Consider the following 24,230-nt stretch of genomic DNA (forward strand, 5'->3'; position numbering starts at 1 on the left):
CTACGTACCAGACATAAAGGAGGATTCACTAATGATATTGGAAACTCAACGCCTATTGCTGCGGGAAATGACGGTTTCTGACCTCGACGCGCTACTGCTTGTCCTCGGCGATGCAGAGTCGATGCGCTACTACCCAAAGCCCTTTGACCGCGAGATGGTGGAAAAATGGATTGACCGACATCGCCACAACTACGCACAGCATGGCGTAGGCTTATGGGCGATGGTTCTTAAAGCAACGGGCGAGGTAATTGGCGACTGCGGACTGGTTTGGCAGGAGGTCGAGGGACATCGAGAACTCGAAATTGGCTATCATGTCCGCCGCGACCAACAAAGGCAGGGTTACGCCACCGAAGCCGCGTATGCTTGCCAAGACTACGCCTTTAACGTACTGGGTTGCGTAGGCGTAGCCCGCCGTAGGCATCGCGTCATCTCTTTGATTCGCCCAGAGAACATTCCCTCTCGGCGCGTAGCTGAGAAGAACGGACTTAAGGTTGTTCAGAAAACACTCTGGCGCGACATACCGCACTATATATATGCTGTGCAGCGCTCAGAAAGTAAACTTCTTACAATAAGTAATCTCAGAAGCAGAGAAGTTTAATAATCTCTGTACCAACGTTGAGGCTGCTCACGGAAACATAGTTAGCCATTGCATCAATATGAGACCGGAAAGTATTTGGATCGTAGGGCACTTTTACTGAGCGTTAGCGGGACGTTTAGCCTGTGCTGAGTAAAGAAGTAAGATTCCTCACTCAGCACTCCTGATAATTGGGTTGTCTCATTCCAGCAAAGACTAGGAACGAGATTTTAAAAAGATGAAGCGTTAGGTTGTAGAGCGAACTTTTGGTTGGCTATGCTTCAAAATCTCAGGTGCATTTAATTTTTTGAGTATAAAATCTAGTTGCTAAAAGAGCCACACCTGCTACTAAAGTTGCTAGTACACTATTAGGTTCGGGGACGGCAGCAACTTGAGCATCAATTCGTGCAGTTCCAGCAAACAAACCGGTCAATTTAGAGTCGCCTAATATATTAGCAAACTCTGGAGAAATCAACAATTTAACATCAGGGATGGTTAAATTGTAGCCATCAAATGCTACAAGTCCTGGAGCGCTCAAATCAAACAAAATTGTATTTAAAGAAAACGTATCTCTTAAAACAAGTCCGCTGGCACCTGTGACAGTACGTCCTGGAGCAAAACCGATTGAAAAGTCACCAACAGTAATTTGATTGTTAAATGTAACAGTACCAGTATGCTCGATTGTACCTGAGAGCGGAGTAAAACCGCCCTCGTCACTGAACGTGAAGTTGGTGGCTGAGTCGATGTTGAAGCCAACTAAATAATTGCTAGGAATTGGTGCAACTGTCTGATTAGTACCTGTCAAGTTTAGCCCAATACTACTAAGGATCTCTTCGTGATCGCGATCGATACTGGTGACTCCAGATATCACTTTAAAAGTTGCAGCTTCTACCTGTATGGGTGCTATTGAGATGAAAGCTGCTGTAGTACAACCAAGAATTCCTGCAAACTGAAAAAAATGCATATATATTTCTGATGATCTTCTTATTTTATTTTAGAAAATAAAATCTTTTTTATTAATCTATAAAGTCAAAATTTACTCTAAAAAAATATTTGCAAAAGTTAAGCTTGTGTAAATATACAGTTAATAACAATATTTAAACCAGGCATTTCAAAACCCAAGTTAAGTAAGTAGGTACAAATAAAAATCAATCATCAGAATGAAGTATAAAGTATGAAGTATAAAGCTTTAAGGATAGAAAATGAAAAAAATATAGTTACGTTTAATTATGTCCAATACCAATTATTTACCCTTCAATCTAATAATTATGAAGTGGTCAAACATAAGCTTACCTTTAATTATTGATAAGTTTAAATTAAGAGTTGCAGTACTGTCTTATATAATTTCAGTGTAATAATGATAAAAAAATGATATAAATACGTTGATAAAAGCACAGCAATGCTCATACATATCAACTTCAACCAAAACACAAGAGAAAGTTTTCGTTTCCAGCCAGAGGTAATGCCTTAAAAGCGGTTCTGCTGGAAATTTAGGAGGCGTATTTTTACAATAGGTATTCCCAGACTCTAGCTGAGAACTAGAGAAAGCTGATTTTTTCTCGCCGATTTACTTTTTAGTTCACAGACTTGTTCTAATCCACCAGCTTATTTTCTCCAAATTAGGATCTATTTCCTGCCAAAAGCTGGCTGAAGAGTCTACCTCTCTTGCTACTGCGAGTATTTTATCTATACTGTCGAAGTTTTTTTGAATCAATTGCTTATCTAGTTTAGGAATATCTAATTTCAGATATTTCAAACGGTTGGGTAACTCTACTTTCTCTTGTTTCGGCAAGTGCTGAATTCGATCGACTTGTTCTAAAATTTTGTCTATTGATGTAATAACTTCTTGTAGACTCGGTTTTTTAGTTTGTAATTGTAAATCTTTTTCTTCAAAGGCTTCTTCTTGATTACCTAATTTTACTAAGACTATTTTGACAAAGAAAATATTGTAATCTACCTGACTAACTTCACCCACTTGCTGATAATGTTTTCCACTTTTATTTATAACTACTATGTCACCTTTCTCAATTCTATTGTTCATAATTTATATAGCTTGGTATTAAATTACTAAATAATCTCCTCTACAGAAAATACTACTCTAAAGCCACAAACCCTCAGTCCACCGTCTGACTCATTCCAGCTACGGCTAGCACTGCGACACAGTTCTGGACTGAAACTCCAAGAACCACCGCGTAGTACCCGGCGATTTATATCGCCGCCAACTTCCCAAGCTGTTCCATCTAAGGGTGCGTCGTTATAATTGTTATGCCACGAATCAGCACACCATTCCCAAACTAGCCCGTGCATATCGTACAATCCAAAGGCGTTGGCGACTTCAAAACTACCGACGTTTGTTGTTTCTTTACGGAATTTGCTTTTTGGTTCCATTGTGCAGCTGACTAACTCAGGGGTAATGGTTTCGCCAAAGTGGAAAGACGTTGTAGTTCCAGCCCGACATGCATATTCCCATTCAGCTTCACTCGGTAAACGATAGTCGCGTCCAGTTTTTTCTGATAGCCTGAGACAGAATTCTACAGCTTCATACCAAGATACATTTTCCACTGGTCTATCTAGACCTTTGAATTTCGATGGATGGGGATTTAAAGCTTGTTTGACTTTGGGTAAAGCTGCTACTACTCTCCACTGTGCTTGAGTTACAGGAAATTTCCCCATAAAAAGTGGTTCAACGGTAACTTGATGTCGTGGACGTTCGTCAGCATCTCCTTCAAATTCTGGTGAACCCATCATGTAAGTACCACCAGGAATCGATACCATTTCTAATGTGACAGACTTACCTAATTCTTCAGCAAAGAAGTTGGCATTACAGTTCATGCGGTTTACTTCTCTACCACCTGTGTCTACTGTCACTACATCAAATTCAAAGGTTTCTAATGGCGGTAATGGGACGATTACTTTTTGTGGTAGCGGCGATAATATAGGTTGAGGCATCAAAACAATTTTTAAGGCAACAGGTTCAATGTTCGATGTGGCAAACTTGACATCGTTGATGACTTCAACTGCTGTTTGATACCTTTCACTCGGTAGATGTTTGAGTAATTTATCTAAAATTTTTCCTAATTCGTCGCTGATAGTAATACCTTTTTTCTGTAAATGTTCGCGCCACAACCATTTAGCATTCATGGCATCATAAATAGGGTCATTAATCTGTCCAGAAGCATCTTGCAAGGGCAAACATTGAGTTAAAAGACGCACACAAGTTACACCCAAAGCATACAAATCACTGCCGTGACAAGCAAATCCAGCCATTTGTTCTGTTGGGGCATAGCCAAGGGTATAAATTACCGTAGCTTGTCTTCCGATACTGGTTTGTGTTACTTGTTTAGCACCGCCAAAGTCAATTAAGACGGGTTTTTCATCACTTGCACGGCGGATAATATTTTCTGGTTTGATATCTCGATGAATGACGTTATGGGTATGAATGAATTCCAGAACTGGCAATAAATCAGCTAAAAGTTCCCAAATTTGTTGTTCGCCATAAATTTGCTGCTGAACTTCTTGTAAAAGAGTTTTTCCTTGAATAAATTCTTGTACGAGATACAAGCTAGTACCTTGTTCAAAATAAGCTAGTAATCTGGGAATTTGGGTATGATTTTCTCCCAATTCATACAACCGAAAAGCCTCTTCTTTGAAAAATTCTGCGGCTTTAGTGCGTTGTCCTGTTCCCTGGAACTGGGGGAAAAATTGCTTGATGACGCAAGGGGCGTTTAGTCTGTCTACATCTTCTGTAGAATACGTTCTACTAAATCCACCTTCACCTAAGAGTCTTAATACGCGGTAACGGTTTCTGAGAAGTTTGCCAAAGTTGCTTTGTCCGCAACTCACGCAAAATCTATTGCTATCAGAGTTGAATGGATTTGAGCAATTGGGATTTTGGCAAATTTGCATAATGAGGGGGAAATAGCATCTTCTCCAAAGTTAGCCCCAATATTATCTAATTGAAAACAGTTATGTAGAGAAGCGAACACGGAAGTTTATTCATGTGTTTAAAACTATGTTTTACACGAGGGCATAAGGATGAATATAATTCAAAATTCAAAATTCAAAATTCAAAATTTAAGAGAGTTACATTAGAGGATGTTTGAAAAGTTTGTAGTGGTGTATAAAGTATTTGTTTACCCCACCCTAACCCTCCCCTTGCAAAGGGGAGGGAACCGGATTTTTCTTTTTTCCTCCCTTTATAAGGGGGGTAATTTGACTTGTGTATACACGGTATTTGGAAAGGGGAGGGAAATAGATTTATTTTTTCCTGCCTTTATAAGGGGGGATTAAGGGGAGTAAAATGTGATTAAAATCACAGTCAACTACTTTTTAAACAACCTCTTAGGAGATTTAAAATTCCGAATGACACTGAGATTTGTGCGTTATGGTAAGCATAACTCACCGGATATTTTAATATAGCTGTTGTTCGCTATCCAAAAAAGTTCATAAAGAACCAAATTACTCATAATTTTTATTGGCAATAACGAGTCTTATTTGAAAGTTTTATTCTCTCCAGAAGCACGAATTAATTCAGCTACAAAGGCAACGATCGCAGATACTAAAATTAACATTACACTGAGAGCATTAATATCAGGTTTAACTCCGGTTCTAATGCGGCTAAAAATTTCCATTGGCAGGGTGTTAGAACCGCTACCAGCAGTAAAACTAGCAATCAGAAAGTCATCTAAGCTAAGAACAAAAGCCAACAGACAACCAGCGACAATCCCAGGCATTAATTGAGGTAACAATACTTTGATGAAAGCTTGGGTTGGTGTCGCACCTAAATCTAGTGCTGCTTCTTCTAAGTGGGGGTCTAAATTAGTCAGTCGGGAAGCAACCACAAGTCCAACGTAGGCTAGACAAAACACTACATGGGCTGCAACTATTGTCCACAAACTCAAAGGTACTGCAAAGGCTGCTAGACATACTAAAGTAGCCACTGCGATCGCAATATCGGGAATAATCAATGGTAGGTAAGCAATACCCAGATACAATTTTTTACCAGGAAATTCGTAACGCGCCAACCCAACCGCCATCAAGGTTCCCAGCACTGCGGAAATTGCCACGGCACAACCCGCAACTATCATACTGTTTTGCAAAGCCGATAAAATGCGATCGTCACTGAACAACTTGCGATACCAATCGAGAGTGAATCCTTGCCAAGTTGCACTGTAAGGCGACTTATTGAAGCTATAAAAGCCAAGTACCAGTATGGGCAGGTACATGAACACAAATATCAGCAGTGAGAAAACCGCTTGCCATGAGACACGCGGTTTTTTGATAAATGGAGAGATATTCACGTTTATATATGATTTTTCTTGATAGCAATCGGTTATATCATATTTTGTGTAAAAAGTCAATTATTAAGGAAGGCAGGAGTAAAACTGCCCAGTTGTTGAGCGACTTGCCCTCTCCTTTTTTGACTAGCAAAGAATGGAATAGGGTCTACTGACTAGCGATCGCCACTTTCTTTTCATCACTGTGAATAGACCTCTTGCAAAAGTCCCCTAACACCCCACCCCCAACCCCTCCCTGCAAGCGGGGCTACGTTGTACACACATCTTGGTAATGAAGCCCAAACTCTGGATTTACCCCCCTTAATCCCCCCTTGTAAAGGGGGGAAACACGAAATTTAGTTCCCTCCCCTTTGCAAGGGGGGGGTTAGGGTGGGGTAAAACCTTGGGTTTTTCAGCTATTTCAGACTTGTGTGTACACCGTAGGCTCTTCGGGAGGGGAAAATTTGATGTAAGTCAAATGCGGGGTGGGGTTCTTTTTTCAATTTATGCAAGAAGTCTAATGTACAAATAGTTCTTAGCAACATTGCAATATTCCTCACAAGTATTGCAATATTTCTCACAAACCTTGCAATATCCCTCACAAACCTTGCAATATTTCTCACAAACATTGCAATATTTCTCCCAAACATTGCAATATTGCTCATCAACATTAGAATATTCCTTATCAATACTGCAATATTGCTCATCAACATTAAAATATTTCGGTATAATCTATTTCCCAGTCGGACACACTGATTGCACTTCTTGGGGAAGTTGCCGACACATCTGCTGTAATCCTTGAGGATTAATTTGCCACCAAGCAAATAATCCCAGACTTGTACCCCCTACAAGCAACGCCAACACTCCCCCCAGCATTACTAAAGGTTTACGCCACTTCGGTTTTGTAATTAAAGTTGGTGGAATTTCTGGGTTGAGAGGTGGTTCTTCTGAAAGATCCAAATCTAGATCCGAATTTAGATCCAAATCTAGCAAAGCTTGGGAACTTTCTGTAAAAGAAGTTGGTTCTTCTAATTCCTCTAGTTCTTCTAATTTCTCTAGTTCTTCTTCCTGTATTTCTGTTTCTATAATCTCTTCTGGCAACGCCGGAGTCACGGGTACTAAGTATTCTGGAGAGACACGGCAATAGGTCATCACAACCGATGTATTATCATGCCCATTTTTTTCGTTTGCTAAGTTAATCCAGTTGCGGACAGCATCTTCAACTGTCATTTGCCCTGTTAACACGGGTATTGCATAATCCTGCCAAGATTGTTCTACCCAGTTGCGATCGCTTAAACCATCAGAACACAGTAACAAAATGCCATCTTCTTCCAGAATAAATCGCTGAACATTGAGACGCAAAGATTCTGAATTTCTTGTCCCCAATGCTTGAGTTAAAACACTCGCATCTGGTCTGAAGAGTGCCTTTCGATACAAACTTTTAGCAAGGCGTACTTCTCGCGTTGCCACATCATCATCTATAGTTAGTAGCTGGCAATAATTGCGAGTAATCCAATAGGCCCGGCTATCGCCAACATTAGCCAAGTAAAGCTCATGGGTATTATTTGATTGCCACCCAGTACTTGTCTGGATTCGTTGTGGAACTTGCAACGCCATCACAATAGTTGTAGCCATGCGTTCTTTGCCCTGGCGTTTTTGTTCGTTATTGCGGGCACAAATTACATTATTTACCACCCGTAAGCTTGCTTCTAATTGTTCCTGCAACAACTCAGGTGAAAAAAGTGCAGTTTGTTCTGTCACCTCAGTTAGTAAAGCGCGAATTTGCAACTTTACAGACTGCACTGCCAACTGACTTGCAACCTCACCGCCTTCGTGTCCACCAATGCCATCGCACACAATCGACAAGTGGCGCAATAAAGGTTCATCTAAATCACTCAAACTATTGGGATAGCAAGCATCTTCATTTTGCGCCATCATTGGGCCAATATCTGTAGAACCTGCCACCTTTAAGGCTAATGGCAATTCTGCCGCAGCTGCTAGTAGTAAATTATTGAGTTGAATCCTAATTTCCTCTAACTCAATCTCAGTTTCACACATCTCTTGGACAATGTCCTGTAACGCTTTAGCTACTGATGCCTTCGCAGAAACTACCCAAAACTGCCAACATTCCCCCAGATTTTGTAAACTCAACTTCTCATCAGCTGGTGTTTGGTAGAGTTCCAACAGTCGCACACACCAACCTTCGACTCTCAAGTTGTCTATTACTAGTAAACTGCGGCTAAGTCCCAATTCTGCTAGAGGTGTCCAAAGTTGGAGAATTTGCCACAGCCAATAAACTTGTCGTATTGCCGTGGCTTCCTCCCAAGCCTCAACAATAGTTGGATAGATATTTCCTGTCTTATCTATCGGCGCATTTTCCAATAAGAGGATATCAGTTGTATCTTCTTCAAGATTACTAGCAAACCCATAAGCCTGGGGCAGATGCAACCGCTCTTGATATAACCGTAAATAAGGAATTACTGCCGTTGGCAATTCTTCAGGTACATCTGGCGGCAGTCCCGGTTGAGTATCCAGCCAAATCTGTTGTTTAATTACCTCATACCTATCTGCTACCTTTGTGCCTGGTGGGATGCAAGCAGCCAATGAGCCAGTCGCCCAAAGATAGCGGTGAACTAAAGGAGTTTGGCAACTGGCACAAACATTATCTCCCATAGGATTAATGGGGCTATTACAGCGTGGATTTATACAAAAAATTATCAGTTGAGTAGAAATCATAAATATAGGAGTCAGGAGTCAGGAGTCAGGAGTCAGAATTCTTATTTATACATAAACTTCGATTAACTTTAGCTGGCAATGGATTGAAGGCTAGAATAAACTGGACTTGTGTACCGTTAGCTACACCTTGTTACTGAAATTAATCAAAATTACAAAATTATTGGTAGAAATACCCAGTTTTGTTTTCTGTAAATAACTTATATCTGGCTGTATCTAATCTTAGAAATGCATTTACGTCAATGTAGAGTTTAGGATGGCGCTATGCCAAGTTTTACCTTAATCTGGCTTCTGGCAGGAGCAGTTCTGTGTTTAATGGAACTGTTCTTACCGTCGGCGTTTGTCGCCTTGATGATGGGAATTAGCGCTTTTGTGGTGGCGCTGCTGTCTGGAGTGGGTATGGGAAGTGTATGGTTGCAAATTGTAGTTTGGCTGTTGCTTTCCATAGCCCTAATCGTGCTTTCTCGTCGGTTTTTGCAACCAAGACAACGCAAATCAAAAATTCGGGATGCAGTCATAGCTGAAACCTTAACAGAAATTCTGCCTGGAAAAACAGGGCGGGTACGGTATGAGGGAAATTCTTGGCAAGCAAGATGTGACGATGACAAATTTACCATACCACCCCATCAAAGAGTTTATGTGGTTAGGAGGGAAGGTACTACTTTGATTGTTGTACCGGAAAATCTGTTGAATTCTTGAGTATTTGTCATTTGTCACTTGTACTGAGCGAAGTCGAAGTATTTGTCATTTGTCATTTGTCACAATTCAATAGTTCTTTTTACTCTAATTTCTCTGCTCACTCATCTCCTCCACTTTGCACTCCCTTTATTAAAAATTAGGAGATTTACAATGGAACAGTTTTTTTTACTAGTATTTTTAGCTCTTGGTGGTTCTGCTGTAGCAAGTTCGGTAAAAGTCGTCAATCAGGGCAATGAAGCTTTGGTGGAAAGATTGGGTAGCTATAACAAAAAACTAGAACCAGGACTAAACTTTGTTGTTCCTTTTGTAGATAGAATTGTCTATCGAGAAACTATCAAAGAAAAAGTCTTAGATATTCCTCCTCAACAGTGCATTACCCGTGACAACGTTGGTATTGAGGTAGATGCAGTGTTTTATTGGCGCATTGTGGATATGGAAAAAGCCTGGTACAAGGTAGAAAATCTCCAAGCGGCAATGATAAATATGGTGCTGACTCAAATTCGCGCCGAAATGGGACAACTGGAGTTGGATCAAACTTTTACTGCTCGTTCCCACATCAGTGAGCTTTTATTACAAGATTTGGATGTTGCGACCGATCCTTGGGGTGTGAAAGTGACACGGGTAGAACTGCGAGATATTATTCCGTCTCAAGCAGTACGAGAATCGATGGAATTGCAAATGTCAGCAGAACGCCGCAAACGGGCTGCAATTTTAACTTCTGAGGGCGATCGCGAAGCTGCTGTCAATAGCGCCAGAGGTAAAGCTGACGCGCAAATCTTGGATGCGGAAGCTCGTCAAAAATCGGTAATTTTGCAAGCGGAAGCCGAACAAAAGGCGATCGTTTTGAAGGCTCAAGCAGAACGTCAGCAACAAGTTTTGAAAGCCCAAGCGATCGCAGAGTCATCAGAAATTATTGCCCAAAAGCTCCACAATAATCCCAATGCCAATAAAGCAGTGGAAGTTCTGTTTGCCTTGGGCTATCTCGATATGGGCGCGACAATTGGTAAAAGCGATAGCAGTAAAGTGATTTTTATAGATCCGCGTTCCATTCCCGCTGCCTTAGAGGGTATACGCTCCGTCGTTTCAGATGGTCAGGTTAACTCTAACGAATTGTTTTCTAAACAAATCCCAGGATTAGAAAATAACCGCTCTAGTTAAGAATGGGAAATGGGAAGCAGGGGAGCAGAGGAGACAGTGGAGGTACGGAGAGAAAGAATAATTAATGCCCAATGCCCCATGCCCCATTCCCAATGACAAATGACAAATGACTAATGACTAATGATAATTAACCCAGAACAGGTTATCAACGCTATTATTGCGATCGCAAATCCTTTAATAAAGGAAAAAATTCAGCGCAATGAGACTGTAATTAAATTACTTCAGCAGTTTAACCTCGATCCAGAGCATCCACCAGCAGATTTTAGTGGGGTTTATGCATACACACTGGTAGAGTACGGTGTTGGAAAACCTAAGCCTTTTTTAGAACTTTTTCGCCAAGAAGCAATAAAACAGGCTTTCCGTAAAGCATTTGACCATAACAACCCCTCAATTTTGCTTTCTGAGGTTGATGCTTGGCTTAATGCTTATGCGTTGGGTGATGACATTAGAAGTTTGGGAACTGACGTTAGAAGGGAAATTGCCGCATTTTATATTGTTTTTGCAGAAGTTGCTAAACGCACTCGCAACCCAGCAGATACATTAATGAGTCAACAAATTGGCTCTTTGCAAAAACGCATTGCAAATATCCAAGAAGTACTTGACAGGTTGCCGACGCTGGAAGGTATTCGGACAGAAATAGCGCGGTTGGCTGCACAAAATTCCTTTGCACTGCTAGAGGCCGAAACATCTACTGAAAATAAATGTCGAGCTATAGCTTTAGCTCAACAAATGCGCGGCTGGTTTGAAACTTTGGGCTACCGCTTTGAAAAGTATGAAGTTTGGGGTGATTCATATTTTGAGTGGATTATCAATGTGCCAACCCGGCGTAACCGATATGACCGCATCCTGATTCGGGGAATTGAGGGGGAAGTTGGACTTAAGGATGTCGCTGTTTTGCGTTCCTCTGTGGAGCAGCAGAGAACTGATGAAGGTTGGTTAGTTACAGCCAGACGGATTGCACGCGCGGCGCGAAATGAGGTGGAAAAGGAGGAAAATCGCCACTTAGGTTGTTACACTTTTGACGAACTCATTGACCAAGATGCTGATTTTAGCGATTATCTCGATTGGTTGGAAGCAGAAATCATCCGGCGGCAAATAGATACAAAATACGTTCCTTTAGCTTGTACAAAAGAAGAAATTGACCTCGATACTAAACAGCGTATCGGCATCAGTCACTATAGCGATCGCGATGGTTGGATTGATGGTTACATTGATATGTGGTTGGACGATCCCGCCAAAGAGCATATTTCTATACTAGGAGAATTTGGTACGGGGAAAACTTGGTTTGCGTTTCATTATGCTTGGGTGGCATTGCAACGTTACCGAGATGCCCAAAAACGCGGTGTTGAGCGTCCCCGTTTACCTTTGGTAATTACGCTACGAGATTTTGCCAAAGCGATAAATGTTGAGAACGTTTTAGCGGGGTTCTTTTTTACACAACACAATATTCGTTTAACTAGCGAAGTATTTGAACAGTTGAACGGTATGGGTAAATTGCTGCTAATTTTCGATGGTTTTGACGAAATGGCAGCAAAAGTTGACCGTCAGCAGATGATTAATAACTTTTGGGAACTGGCGAAAGTAGTGGTTCCCGGTGCTAAGGTTGTCTTGACTTGTCGCACCGAACATTTTCCCGATGCTAAGGAAGGACGCGCTTTACTCAATGCTGAGTTGCAAGCTTCTACCAAGCAGTTAACGGGGGAAACACCGCAATTTGAAGTGCTGGAACTAGAGAAATTTAACGACGAGCAAATTCGACTGGTGTTGTCGCACCAAACGCTAGCTGCAACGGTTGAGCAAGTAATGGGAAATCCGCAATTATTGGATTTAGCCCGTCGTCCAGTGATGACAGAGTTAATTTTGGAAGCTTTGCCAGATATTGAGGCGGGTAAACCTGTGGATATGTCGCGGGTTTACTTGTACGCAGTGCGGCGGAAAATGGAACGGGATATTAAGAGCGATCGCACTTTTACTTCTTTGGCAGAAAAGCTATACTTTTTGTGCGAACTTTCTTGGGAAATGCTGTCTACAGACGAAATGAGCCTCAATTATCGGCTGTTCCCTGACAGAATTCGGCGGTTATTTGGTTCGGTGGTGCAGGAAGAAAAAGATTTAGACCACTGGCATTACGACATGATGGGGCAAACAATGCTCATCCGCAATGCTGATGGTGATTATACTCCAGCACATCGATCGCTGTTAGAGTTTTTTGTAGCGTATAAATTTGCGGCAGAATTGGGAGCGTTGGCTAGCGATTTTACGGAATTAGTCCAAGCACAGTCAGATTTAAATAGTAGTGTAACACCTGTTGATTATACTTGGTCTGGTTATTTTTCACGTCAATTGGATGATGTGATCGCACCACTAAAAGCATTTACAAGTGAGTCTTTTAAGAAGTTGAGGGAGACTTTTGGCAAAGCACCACTCACAAAAGCAGTCATGGATTTGTTTTTACCGATGATTAATGTTGATGCTCAAGCTTGCATTGTTGATCTGATTGAGGCAACACGAGGGAAAACTGAAGATGAAGTGGGTTATGTTAGCGGGAATGCGGCGACATTGTTGGTGAAGGTTGATAAGGCGACTTTGGAGGGGCAAGATTTAAGCAATACAGTCATTAAAGGAGCAGATTTTTCTGATGCAAGCTTACGCCACACTCAGTTTATAGGAGCCAATTTAACTGAATCAGTTTTCCCAAAGGTTTTTGGTGCAGTTTTTTCAGTTGCATATAGTCCTGATGGTCAACTATTTGCAGTAGCTGATGGCAATTGTGAAATTAGTATATGGCTCGCTGGAAATGATCAGCAAATTTTGAAATGTAAAGGACACAATAATTGGATACGCTCAGTAGTTTTTAGTCCTGATGCTCAAATTTTGGCAAGTGCTAGCTATGACCATACTGTAAGGCTGTGGGATACTGCCACTGGAGTATGTATAAAAATTTTAGAAGAACATAGCAATAGGGTAAATTCAGTAGCATTTAGTCCAGACGGTAAAATCTTAGCAAGTGGAAGTAGAGATAGAACGATAAAATTATGGGATATTAGCACTGGAGAATGTCTAAAAACTTTAGAAAATATAAGCAGTATACATTCAGTAGTTTTCAGCCCTGACGGTAAAACTATTGCAACTGGAGGAAAAGATAAAACTGTAAAAATATGGGATATTGTTACTGGCAAATGTTTAAAAATTTTTGAAGGGCACATCGTTTCAGTAAGGTCGGTTTTCTTTTATTTAGATGGTACAAATCTAATAAGTGGTAGTACAGATAAAACGATAAAATTGTGGGATATTGCCACTGGAAAATGCTTAAAAACCTTTGAAGGACACACGGATATAGTACGTTCAGTTGCTATTCATCCTGAATATCAAATATTGGCAAGTAGCAGTAATGATAAAGCTGTGAGGCTATGGAATTTGAAAACAGGAGAATGCTTAAATAATTTACAAGGACATACTAGTTGGGTACCCTCAATAGCCATTAGTCCTGATGGCACAAATTTAATTAGCGGTAGTGATGATCAAACTGTCAGAAAATGGGACATCAATACCGGAAAGTGTTTGAATATTTTGCAGGGTTCTACCAGTTGTGTACTTTCAGTTGCTATTAGTCCTAATGGTAAAAGTTTGGCCAGTTGCAGTGAGGACACAACCGTAAAACTGTGGGATTTCGCTACAGGAAAATGCTTAAAAACTTTGCGAGGACATAGAAGTAGAGTCAATTCAGTGGCGATTAGCCCTAATGGTAGTATTTTAGCCAGTGGTAGTTATGATGGAACAATTAAGTTATGGAATATCAGTACTGGAAAATGTTTGAAAACTCTATCTGTTCATACTGGAGGAGTCAATTCAGTAGCTTTTGCTCCCGATGCTATAACCCTCATAAGTGGTAGTGGTGATGACAAAATTAATGTATGGGATGTTAGTACAGGAGATTGCATTAAAACCTTGCAAGGGCATACGGACTGGGTATGGTTTGTAGTAATCAGTCCTGATAATAAAATCCTAGTCAGTAGCAGTTATGATAAAACGGTGAGATTATGGGATGTCCATACTGGAGAATGCTTAAACATAATCCAAGGTCATACTTTGATAGTAAGTGCATTGGCAATCAGTCCCGATAGTTGCATGATTGCTAGTGCAAGTGGCGATAAAACAATAAAGCTTTGGAATGTCAATAATGGCAAATGCTTAAAAACTTTGCATGGGCATCTAGATTGGGTAAACACGGTAGCATTTAGTCCAGATGGTCAATTTTTAAGCAGTGCTAGCAATGATGCACAAATAATCATTTGGGATGTTGATACTGGCGAATGTATTAGAACTTTATCGGGACACAGTGGTTGGGTAAATACTGTTATTTTTAGCCCTGATGATCAAACTATTATCAGTGGCGGTAGAGATGAAACAATTAAGATTTGGGATTTTCAGTCTGGTAAGTGTCTAAAAACACTGGACAATAGACTTTATGCAAGTATGAACATCACAGGTGTTAAAGGTTTAACCACAGCAGAAATTTCTACCCTCAAAGCACTAGGTGCAGTGGAGGATGGGGAACAAATTTTAAGCGATACCTGACGCTTAAATCCGCGCAATGTCTACGACGAGCTATGCCTACGCACTTTTATAGTGCAAGGTTTTGGTTGTCCAATGTCTACGACAAGCTATTCGGCGTCGCACTTTTGGTAAATATGGAAGATGAAGACTTCTAAAGGAAAGTTGATTTACCGCAGTAACAAAACCTCAACTCCTAAAACTTCAGCAGTTGTTGCTAAGGCTTCATCAGCCGTTACCAATCGGATATTTTTTTGAAAAGCGATCGCTAAATGTAGAGCATCCAGTGTACGCAACGGTGTATCAAATCGACTAATCCACTCACGGGCTAAATTATAGTGAACTGTTTCCATCGCGATTTGAGTATAAAATTCACTTTCCAAATCTGCTTGGAACCTCGCTACAATAGCTGTTGCATCCTGCTGAGATATTTCTCGCATTCTGACTCGACGCGATAGCGCAGAAACCAGTTCAACCTCAACCAATTGACTCAAACCAACTTCAGTTTCATTGATAAGTAACTGTTCAACTACATCGCTTAAAGCTTCTGTCCAATATAAAGGAGCAATAATGCTTGTATCTAAATAAATCAACGACGTTCCTCTGTACGCGCATTTATGACGGTTGCACTCAAAGACTCACCCTCAATCGCCAGGGAATCTCGAAATTGTTTCATATTTGCTAACCGTTGTTCCTTTTGTAGCAGAGGAACTAAACGAGCTACAGCTTTATCTTGCTCCAGCAAAATTACTTCTTCTCCCCTAGCTACCCGTTCCAAGAGAAATTTTAAATTGATAGCTGCTTCTTCAATGCTAATTCTCAACACTTCATTACTCCTGTTGTTAAGCTTAAATATTAAATAAAATTTCCTGTTTATATTATTGTAATTGGATTTAGCCACTTTATATCTTATTTAGTAATATCTAAAAAATAGATACAATGAAAGATAGTGAACGCATTTTAGGTTCACCTCATATTTCATCTAAACTATTTGATAAAATTACAATGACTAGTAAGAAGAATCTAATGTCTACTACAGGCTACGCCTACGCAACGCTTGTCCCATACTTTTCAGGATGAAATAATCAAGCTTTGATGCTTTGTAAATTATGACATTATCTATTCAGCCAACCACAGCAATAAGTGTAGAAGAGTTCTTAAAACTACCGGAGACAAAACCAGCAAGCGAGTATTTTAACGGGCAAATATACCAAAAGCCTATGCCAGAAGGAGAACACAGTACTAGGACTTACGCACTATACAAATCAACCAAAACGTGTATTACGGTATTTAGTCTTTTCAGAGGCTTCAGATAACCCTGATTTATTCCGACATTTGCGATCGCTGGATGCAAAACATGGCTAAAATACCCAAATTGTGTTTAGTACTTATGTACGATGCGTAAGTCCTACATTTGAAGGTCGTTCAATAGTACCAGATATTGCTGTGTTTGAATGGCAAAGAATTCCATTGCTTCCTAATGGAAAAATTACAAATAAATTTGAGATTACCCCAGATTGGATAATCGAAATTCTCTCACCGGAACAATCGCCTAACCGAGTTATCAACAAAATTACTTTTTCTATTCAAAATGGAGCGAAGCTAGGTTGGTTACTCGATTCTGCTGATGAGTCAATCATGATTTTTGAACCTAATAAATTACCAGAATTAAAAGAACAGCAAGATATCTTACCAGTTTTGAGTGTTTTTGAAACCTGGCAATTAACAGTTGCAGATGTATTTAGTTGGTTGAGTTTTATTTGAATAAAACATTTATTACAGCAGAAATCAAAAATCAGAAATCAAAAATAAAACACGCTTTATCCGTTTCATAAAATTGGTATAACTATTGACTAATCCCAGTACTTTGATTCACCTGGCATTGACTGCACAACCCAAAAAACTCTAGGGTGTGGTAAAAAACTTTAAATTTATGGCTTGATTCTAACTGGTTTTCTAAGTCATGAACTGGACATTGATTAATCGCAATTGAGACACCACATTGCAAGCAGGTAAGGTGGTGTTTATCTTGTTGTGCTAGGCTATAGAGGGCTTCACCATTAGCCAAATTCCGCACTTGTACTATACCTTCTAGTTTTAAGGCTTCTAGAGAACGGTAAACTGTTGCTAAACCCATACTCTGATTTGTATTACGTAGTTCTACGTAAATATCTTGGGCGGAAATGCCTTTTTTGATATTTTTCAGGAGGTTGAAAATACGCTCTTGACTGCGGGTGCGTATAGCTCTCATAGACAATTATTTAAGTATGCCACTGTAGTTTGAAGCTGTTAGATAAGCTAATCGATCGATTAACTTTAACCGCTTCGTAATCTTATTTTCACTCAGTTGGAACAGAAAGTTATAGTATAGCGATCGCAGCATTCAGCAAAAGCCCGTGCAAACCAAGTATCTAGCCAAAATTTTCGTGACCCTTCGTCCTTCAGTTTTAGACCCCGCTGGTGTGGCAGTACAATCCGGTCTTAAGCAACTGGGATACGATAACGTTGACCAGGTGCGGATTGGCAAGTACATTGAACTCACCATCACCTCAACTGAAGAGAAGAAAGCGCGTAAAGACCTTGATACCATTTGTGACCAAATGCTATCAAATCCCGTAATTGAAAATTACCGCTTTGAATTAATTGAGGTCGAAACTCAAACTGGGGTATTTTAGGGACTAGGGACTGGGGACTGGGAACTGGGGACTAGGAAAAAGTTTTCCAATACCCAATGCCCCATGCCCCATGCCCAATGACAAATGACAAATGACAAATGACAAATGACTAAATTCGGTGTTGTTGTTTTTCCCGGTTCTAATTGCGATCGCGATGTTGCTTATGTAATCAGAGATTTACTGGGGCAACCAACGCGCATGGTTTGGCATCAAGAAACAGATATTGCTGATTTGGATGTTGTGATTATTCCTGGTGGCTTTAGTTACGGGGATTATCTCCGCTGTGGTGCGATCGCGCGTTTTTCACCTGTGATGCAGCAGGTTGTAGAACACGCCCAAAAGGGTAAGTTTGTCCTCGGTATTTGCAACGGCTTTCAGGTATTAACTGAAGCTGGCCTTTTGCCAGGGGTGTTAACCAGAAATCGGGATTTACATTTTATTTGCGATCGCGTCCCCTTGAAAGTTGAGCGTACTAATCTATGGACGCAAGCTTATACAACTGGTGAAGTTATCACTTTGCCCATTGCCCACGGAGAGGGGCGATTCTACGCTGATGCAGCCACTCTTGCAGAAATTGAAAATAACGGGCAAGTCATATTTCGCTATGAAGGCGAAAATCCCAACGGTTCACTGAACAACATCGCCGGGATTTGCGATCGTCGGGGTAATGTGTTGGGAATGATGCCGCACCCAGAAAGGGCATCAGACGCAATGCTAGGGGGTAGTGACGGCTTGAGGTTGTTTCAAGGCTTACTAGAGAAAGTAGCGGCATTAGCGTAAAGCAAATATCGGGCGATCGGTTGAGCGTTTTGCGATCGCTCGATCGACTTTTCATCCTTAAGCTAGTAGTTGTTAAAATTTAGAGGCAAGCGTGTTCTAATCTTTTATTAGACTTACAAAAGTCTGTGTACACAAAAAACTTTAAGCCAGTTTTGGCAAGTTTTTGAGAACAAAGAGAGAAGCAAACTTATGGGACTTTTCGATCAAATTCTTGGTGCCGTCGCTAATCCCAATCAACAGGGCAGCTTAGGTGAAATAGGAAGCATTGTTAATACTGTACAGCAGTTGAGCGATCGCACAGGCGCAAATCCTTCTACCATCCAATCAGTTTTGTCAATTGTAGGTGGTCAAGTACGTTCTGCTTTACAAGACAAACAAGCTACAGATGGTAATGAAGCCACACAAAATTTAGTCAGTCAATATGCTGGTACTTCTGCCAACCCCCAAGCCGTCAATTCCTTGTTTTCTCCTCAGATCCAACAGCAAGTAGCTGAAGTTGCTGCCCAGCGCACTGGGTTGGATGCTGGTATCGTTCAACAATTGCTACCTTTGGCAGTACCTCTGGTGCTAAAGTTTTTGCAATCAGGTGCTAATGCTCAAAATCCCCAAGCTGGCGGCAATCCTGTCCTAAATTCCTTTTTGGATGCTGATGGTGATGGTGATGTCGATATCGCTGATGCCATCCAAATGGCTAGTCGATATATGAGACAGTAAGAGTTTTCTCCCAACTCCCCATTCCTTTGGGATAAACCAGACATCGGTAATTATACCTTGCTAGATTTTTAGCTAAGACATAGGCTGAGAAAACGATCAATTTGTAAATATAAATCAGACAGTCTATGTCTAAATTATTTGACTGTATTACTGAAGAACTGCAAAACTTTATTGCTGCCCAACACCTTTTCTTTGTCGGCTCTGCACCTTTGAGTCCTACGGGTCATGTTAACCTGTCTCCTAAAGGTCAGGACTGTTTTCGTATCTTGTCTCCCAACCGAGTATGTTATGTAGACCTCACAGGTAGTGGTAACGAAACATCAGCCCATTTGCAAGAAAATGGGCGGATAACCTTCATGTTTTGTGCCTTTCAAGAACCTGCGTGTATCTTGCGTCTTTACGGTCAAGGAACCACCATTTTACCGAGTTCTCCAGAGTGGGACTCGTTGTATTCTCTATTTTTGCCGATACCAGGAACTCGTCAAATTATCGTCGCTGACATTGAAAAAATCCAGACTTCCTGTGGTTTTGGCGTACCACTCTATGAATATCAAGGTCAGCGACAGACTCTAGTAAACTGGGCTACTAAAAAAGGCGAAGAAGGAGTTAGAGAATATCAACAGAAGAAAAATCTTGTCAGCCTTGACGGTTTAGCAACACCACTGAGTAAATTACTCTAACTTTGCCTGATGGATTATTCTATTAATCCATATATTAGCGATTAAAGTAAAGGAGTCAGCAATCGAGAGACTCTCACAGCTAACTTGAACCAAAAAGGTTTTTTATCGTACTCATTAAGATCGACAGCAACACAGACAGCTAAATCATCCTCTAACATCTTTTTCACACTTTGGACAAACCGAGGCTCGGTAACAAAACCCATAACTTCAAAGTTGAGGGAAAAAGAGCGATTATCTAAGTTAACGGTTCCTACCCCTGCTAAATTCTCATCAATGACTATAATTTTCTGGTGCATAAACCCATTTTTGTAACGATACAACTTGATACCGATTTTTTCCATTTCGGTGTAGTAAGAGAAGGAACATAAATAAACAAATAAATGATCGGGTCGATTTGGTAAGAGAATTCGCACATCCACACCTCGCATTGCTGCCAGTTTTAAAGCTGACAATGTTGCCTCATCCGGCACAAAGTATGGACTAGCAATCCAGAGATGAGTTTGAGCTTGATTAATTAATTCGACGAAAAAAAGCTTACAAGCTGGGAAATGATCTGCGGGGCCTGTAGGAAGTATGAATACAGTTTGATTATCCTGATTAATTTTTACCTGCCAGTTAACTTCGATAAGTTTTCGAGTTGCCCAATACCAATCTCGCACAAAAGAGCTTTGTAGGCATTGTACAGTTGGGCCTTCGAGCATCATGTGGGTGTCGCGCCAGGGACTCAAGCGAGGATTTTTTCCTAAATATTCGTCACCAATATTCAGTCCACCTACAAATGCTATTTCTCCATCCACCACCAGAATTTTCCGATGATTGCGAAAATTAAATTGGAACCGATTACCCTGACCTTTAGTAGTGTTAAATGCACTCACTGCAATTCCATGCTGTTGTAGAGATTGGATATAAGGGCGAGATAATTTCTTAGAACCAATTTCATCGTAGAGAAAATAGATGCTTATTCCTTGCTTGGCTTTAGCAATTAACGCTTCTTTAAACTCATTACCTGATTGGTCATCGTTAACAGTATAGAATTGGAATAAAATATAATTTTTCGCCGATGCAATCTTTTTCAGCATTGCTTCATAGGTTTGCTGACCATCAATTAGTAATTCGGCAGCATTGCCTGATGTGAAAGAAATTTCTGTAAAAGCCTCCGCTAATGGTTGCAACTCGGCTAGATTATCTGGTGGCGCAACCTGAAATTTAATTAGTTCGCTATAAGTCGAACGAACAAGCTGGTAGTGTTGTGCATAGACTGAGCGCAGTGTTTCAGCATATCCATGAAATTTAGTTCTTCCTAAAATCCAATACAATGGAATCGCTAGCCAGGGAAAGGTAATTAGAGAAATGCTCCAGGCGATTGCCCCTTGAGAAGAACGCACATTCATCACTGCATGGGCTGCATGTGCAACTCCCACGCAATGAACAACAACTGTAGCTGTGCTAAAAATCGCTAGAACACCAGCATCTACAAGCATCTTAATTTTTTTGAGTATTGGTATAAGTAAATTCTGCCAGCAATGGCTTATGATCGGATGAACAAATTTGGTCTAGCACTTTAGGACTGGCTTTCTTCACACTGATATCTCGATAAAAGATATGGTCTAAAGGAGGTGATAACAAAAAGCGTTTAATTTTCTCCTTCTCATCAGGTGCGAAAATTACAGGCGTTAATCCTAATTGAGTGGTTACTTGATTGAGAATAACTGCTCTTTTTCGACTCCAAGTATTGAAATCTCCTGAAAATATTAGTGGCCCCCGATGTGTAGATAAGGCTTGCTCTAATTCATTTAGTTGGATTTTAAATTTATTTATATCTACAAAATTGATCAGATGAGTATTAATTGTCAGCAGAGTTATGCTTTGCTCAGGTAGCAGATACTCAGTTATTAAAGAAATTTTAGGAGTTTTAACAATCGGTTCATAATGTTTAGTAGCTATAACTTTTTTGGTAATTGGGCTGATTGTCGAGGCTGTAAATATTCCTGAATAAGTTTGGTGATGAATATCTACGAAGTTAGGAGCAAAACTCCAATTCATTTTCAACCATTTTCCCCATTCATTTGCCTCTAACTTTAGAGAAAACTCTTGTAAAAATATGAAGTTTGGCTGATAAGTTGCAATTATTGTTGAAAAATCTTCTAACCAAGTCTTATTATAGTTTTGTTTAGCAATATTCCAACTGAGAACTTTAATTGATTGACTATTAATTTCTGTTTGAATTGAATGATTTTTGTCAATTGTGAGTTCTTGTAAACGAAAAAATCTATAACCCGGAACCAATTTCGTAACTAGAGTGTTTACGTGTTCTTGAATATTAGGCATTACTAATATTAAAATGGATTTATTCTAGCTTAACGCTGACTTTTCACGGCATCTGGAAAACCTCTCTCTAAATCTCTCTCCTAAAAGGAGAGAGACTTTGAATTTTCCCCCTTCCCGCGACGAGTTGGGAGTTAGGGGGTTAGGTTTTTGGTGGACTTTTCCACATAACGTGAAAAGTCAGAGCTTAACGCTATTAAACAGTCGTTAGAGAAGAATAGCACGTTTGTAAAGCTACAATCTATGCTCCATAAGCACTAGAGCTTGAACAATGTCAGGATGGATCGGGCGATTTCCCTGGATAGACCTTAAAGCTTACCAGAGTGGCTTAAGAGAGCGATCGCAACTATAACATCTGACCGTCTAAGCGGCATAATTTTACTTTATTAATGATCTTTGCACCTATTTTTTCATAAAAATTGATTCCACGCTCGTTAGACACAGCTACAGTCCAATCGATTCTGCCACAACCTTTTTCTTTGGCAATCTGGCACAAGCGTAGCATGAGTGCCTGACCAACTCGGTGGCTTCGATATTCAGCTTTGACATATAAATCATCAAGCCAAATTCCAGGTTTTGCTAAAAAAGTTGAATAGATAAAGTGATAGGTTGCCAACCCAATAGTATCGCCATCAACCTCAGCCAAAATAACAAAAGCAAGAGGTGTTTCTCCAAATAAATCAATTTCTAGCTTTTGAGGAGTTGCTTCTACAGATTCAGGACAACCATCAAATTCAGCTTTCAAATGAATCAATTCCATAATCGCAGGAATATCTTTTTTATTTGCATATCGAATTAAAATATTCCTACCCTTCTTATTCTCGCTATCTAATATTTTCCTAAAACTCATATTGGGGAATAACTTCTGTCTCATTTTTTGCTGCATTTATCCACTCTTGCATTGTTGGAAGTGCCAAAACTGACTCTACATAATCTCTAGAAACAGTATCTAATTGCACATCATAGGCGACAAACCGCAGGACAACTGGAGCAAAAAACGCATCGGCAATCGTAAAATTGCCAAACAAAAAATTGCCACCAGCCCCAAACTTTTGACGTGATTCTTGCCAGATACTAGTAATGCGGTCAATGTCTTGTTGTACGCCGGGTTCTAAACCTTTACCAGGATATTTAGTACGGCAGTTCATCGGCATATTCTGACGCAAGTTTTGAAATCCTGAGTGCATTTCTGCACTGATAGAACGAGCTAATGCTCTTGCAGCCTTATCCTCTGGCCACCATTGCAGGGTTGGAAAAGTTTCAGCTAAATATTCACAAATAGCGAGAGAATCCCACACTGTTTGTTTATCGTGCAATAACACAGGTACTTTTCCTGATGACGAGTATTGCCGAATTTTCAATGAACAATCTGGGTCGTTATAGAGAGGAATCCGAATTTCATTGAATTCCAAACCGAATTGCTTCATCGCTAACCAAGGACGAAGCGACCAAGATGAATAATTTTTATTGCCAATTACTAAAGTAAGTTGTGTCATGTTTTTAATACCGATAAAGTTGTTCAATCCACATAGATACATCAGTTTCCGAACCTGAAGAGAAAGATTTTCCGGTTACAGGGTCGTAAGCTTGCCAATAGATATTACCGTGGCGGTCAACCTTTTGCCAAACTTGTAATTCATTACGATCGGCTAGGAGTTTTTTGACAAAATTCTCCCAAATCAGATGCAGAGATTTCCATAACTTTGAGTTGATTTTTTTCTGGAATGACGGATTACAATTTATTTTTATATCTTCTGTTTGTAAACACCTAATGTTATTGTTCATAAAATTATTCCTGAAAGTTGCTTAGTAAATAAAACAGTAACAACATCTCAGTTAGGAATCAAATCATGGCTTGCATAGGTTCTATAAATTCTATTTATAGATATGAGAAATCATTAAGGGATTACCAAGAAATAAATTATCCGCTCTTGTGGGGTGGACATCTTGTCCGCCCTATGAACTGGGCGGGCGAGACGCCCACCCCACAATAAAAGTTATATATTTTTTTATTTGGAAGTCCCTAATATAGGACTCATATTTGATTTTTGAAAAAAACTCA

At 40.2% G+C, this 24,230-nt stretch carries 21 protein-coding genes and 1 pseudogene; 9 read left to right on the plus strand and 13 right to left on the minus strand.

The window, feature by feature from the left end:
• The first annotated feature begins 37 nt into the window (after positions 1-37).
• Positions 38-598: a GNAT family N-acetyltransferase gene (locus tag RMZ42_RS13480; RefSeq protein ID WP_322671875.1), complete on the plus strand. Its 561-nt coding sequence runs from the start codon at positions 38-40 to the stop codon at positions 596-598.
• 265 nt (positions 599-863) lie between these two features.
• Here RMZ42_RS13480 and RMZ42_RS13485 read toward each other — a convergent pair whose 3' ends face one another.
• From RMZ42_RS13485 to RMZ42_RS13505, 5 genes are all read right to left on the minus strand, one after another.
• Positions 864-1,538 carry a hypothetical protein gene (locus RMZ42_RS13485; protein WP_322671876.1) on the minus strand — a complete coding sequence of 225 codons (675 nt, stop codon included), beginning with the start codon at positions 1,536-1,538 and terminating at the stop codon, positions 864-866.
• 615 nt (positions 1,539-2,153) lie between these two features.
• Complete coding sequence (locus RMZ42_RS13490) at positions 2,154-2,615, minus strand: hypothetical protein (protein WP_322671877.1); 462 nt, start codon at positions 2,613-2,615, stop codon at positions 2,154-2,156.
• Positions 2,616-2,641: 26 nt separating this feature from the next.
• A complete protein-coding gene (locus RMZ42_RS13495) occupies positions 2,642-4,480 on the minus strand; it encodes a bifunctional serine/threonine-protein kinase/formylglycine-generating enzyme family protein (RefSeq protein ID WP_322671878.1) in 1,839 nt (612 codons plus the stop codon).
• A gap of 584 nt (positions 4,481-5,064) precedes the next feature.
• Positions 5,065-5,874 (minus strand): ABC transporter permease, encoded by an 810-nt coding sequence (locus tag RMZ42_RS13500; protein ID WP_322671879.1) that lies wholly within the window; start codon positions 5,872-5,874, stop codon positions 5,065-5,067.
• A gap of 708 nt (positions 5,875-6,582) precedes the next feature.
• A complete protein-coding gene (locus RMZ42_RS13505; RefSeq protein ID WP_322671880.1) occupies positions 6,583-8,586 on the minus strand; it encodes a protein phosphatase 2C domain-containing protein in 2,004 nt (667 codons plus the stop codon).
• Between the two features lie 261 nt (positions 8,587-8,847).
• Between RMZ42_RS13505 and RMZ42_RS13510 the strand changes: the two genes are divergently transcribed.
• The 3 genes from RMZ42_RS13510 to RMZ42_RS13520 all read left to right on the plus strand — a co-directional run bounded on the left by RMZ42_RS13510 (position 8,848) and on the right by RMZ42_RS13520 (position 15,018).
• Positions 8,848-9,282 carry an NfeD family protein gene (locus RMZ42_RS13510; RefSeq protein WP_322671881.1) on the plus strand — a complete coding sequence of 145 codons (435 nt, stop codon included), beginning with the start codon at positions 8,848-8,850 and terminating at the stop codon, positions 9,280-9,282.
• Between the two features lie 150 nt (positions 9,283-9,432).
• Complete coding sequence (locus RMZ42_RS13515; protein ID WP_322671882.1) at positions 9,433-10,440, plus strand: SPFH domain-containing protein; 1,008 nt, start codon at positions 9,433-9,435, stop codon at positions 10,438-10,440.
• Positions 10,441-10,560: 120 nt separating this feature from the next.
• The gene (locus tag RMZ42_RS13520) at positions 10,561-15,018 is read left to right on the plus strand and encodes an NACHT domain-containing protein (protein ID WP_322671883.1); all 4,458 of its coding nucleotides are present in this window, start codon (positions 10,561-10,563) and stop codon (positions 15,016-15,018) included.
• A 146-nt stretch (positions 15,019-15,164) separates the two neighbouring features.
• Here the strand turns inward: RMZ42_RS13520 and RMZ42_RS13525 are convergent, their stop codons facing one another.
• Together RMZ42_RS13525 and RMZ42_RS13530 are read right to left on the minus strand one after the other, a co-directional pair.
• Positions 15,165-15,587 (minus strand): type II toxin-antitoxin system VapC family toxin, encoded by a 423-nt coding sequence (locus RMZ42_RS13525; RefSeq protein WP_322671884.1) that lies wholly within the window; start codon positions 15,585-15,587, stop codon positions 15,165-15,167.
• Positions 15,584-15,820, minus strand: a complete 237-nt coding sequence (locus RMZ42_RS13530) for a hypothetical protein (protein WP_322671885.1) — start codon at positions 15,818-15,820, stop codon at positions 15,584-15,586. Before RMZ42_RS13530 ends, RMZ42_RS13525 begins: the two co-directional genes overlap by 4 nt.
• A 283-nt stretch (positions 15,821-16,103) precedes the next feature.
• Between RMZ42_RS13530 and RMZ42_RS34705 the strand changes: the two are divergent.
• Positions 16,104-16,758 (plus strand): annotated as a pseudogene (locus RMZ42_RS34705) (Uma2 family endonuclease).
• A gap of 82 nt (positions 16,759-16,840) precedes the next feature.
• Here RMZ42_RS34705 and RMZ42_RS13545 read toward each other — a convergent pair.
• Complete coding sequence (locus RMZ42_RS13545) at positions 16,841-17,245, minus strand: Fur family transcriptional regulator (RefSeq protein ID WP_322671886.1); 405 nt, start codon at positions 17,243-17,245, stop codon at positions 16,841-16,843.
• A 145-nt stretch (positions 17,246-17,390) separates the two neighbouring features.
• On the opposite strand from RMZ42_RS13545, the gene purS reads away from it, so the two are divergent.
• The 4 genes from purS to RMZ42_RS13565 all read left to right on the plus strand — a co-directional run bounded on the left by purS (position 17,391) and on the right by RMZ42_RS13565 (position 19,843).
• Positions 17,391-17,669 carry a phosphoribosylformylglycinamidine synthase subunit PurS gene (gene purS / locus RMZ42_RS13550; RefSeq protein ID WP_099102896.1) on the plus strand — a complete coding sequence of 93 codons (279 nt, stop codon included), beginning with the start codon at positions 17,391-17,393 and terminating at the stop codon, positions 17,667-17,669.
• A gap of 105 nt (positions 17,670-17,774) precedes the next feature.
• The gene (purQ, locus tag RMZ42_RS13555) at positions 17,775-18,449 is read left to right on the plus strand and encodes a phosphoribosylformylglycinamidine synthase subunit PurQ (RefSeq protein ID WP_322671887.1); all 675 of its coding nucleotides are present in this window, start codon (positions 17,775-17,777) and stop codon (positions 18,447-18,449) included.
• 189 nt (positions 18,450-18,638) lie between these two features.
• Positions 18,639-19,163 (plus strand): DUF937 domain-containing protein, encoded by a 525-nt coding sequence (locus RMZ42_RS13560; protein ID WP_322671888.1) that lies wholly within the window; start codon positions 18,639-18,641, stop codon positions 19,161-19,163.
• 125 nt (positions 19,164-19,288) lie between these two features.
• On the plus strand, positions 19,289-19,843 hold the full coding sequence (locus tag RMZ42_RS13565; RefSeq protein WP_322671889.1) for a pyridoxamine 5'-phosphate oxidase family protein: 555 nt from the start codon (positions 19,289-19,291) through the stop codon (positions 19,841-19,843).
• Positions 19,844-19,884: 41 nt separating this feature from the next.
• Here RMZ42_RS13565 and cls read toward each other — a convergent pair whose 3' ends face one another.
• From cls to RMZ42_RS13590, 5 genes are all read right to left on the minus strand, one after another.
• Positions 19,885-21,324, minus strand: a complete 1,440-nt coding sequence (gene cls, locus RMZ42_RS13570) for a cardiolipin synthase (RefSeq protein WP_322671890.1) — start codon at positions 21,322-21,324, stop codon at positions 19,885-19,887.
• A 1-nt stretch (position 21,325) separates the two neighbouring features.
• Positions 21,326-22,171, minus strand: a complete 846-nt coding sequence (locus RMZ42_RS13575) for an endonuclease/exonuclease/phosphatase family protein (RefSeq protein ID WP_322671891.1) — start codon at positions 22,169-22,171, stop codon at positions 21,326-21,328.
• Positions 22,172-22,514: 343 nt separating this feature from the next.
• Positions 22,515-23,054, minus strand: coding sequence for a GNAT family N-acetyltransferase (locus tag RMZ42_RS13580; protein WP_322671892.1), 540 nt, complete (start codon positions 23,052-23,054; stop codon positions 22,515-22,517).
• A complete protein-coding gene (locus tag RMZ42_RS13585; protein WP_322671893.1) occupies positions 23,008-23,664 on the minus strand; it encodes a glutathione S-transferase family protein in 657 nt (218 codons plus the stop codon). Before RMZ42_RS13585 ends, RMZ42_RS13580 begins: the two co-directional genes overlap by 47 nt.
• A gap of 4 nt (positions 23,665-23,668) precedes the next feature.
• Positions 23,669-23,953 carry a hypothetical protein gene (locus RMZ42_RS13590; RefSeq protein WP_322671894.1) on the minus strand — a complete coding sequence of 95 codons (285 nt, stop codon included), beginning with the start codon at positions 23,951-23,953 and terminating at the stop codon, positions 23,669-23,671.
• Positions 23,954-24,230: the final 277 nt, after the last annotated feature.

Source organism: Nostoc sp. DedQUE05, assembly GCF_034530955.1.
GTDB lineage: Bacteria > Cyanobacteriota > Cyanobacteriia > Cyanobacteriales > Nostocaceae > Nostoc.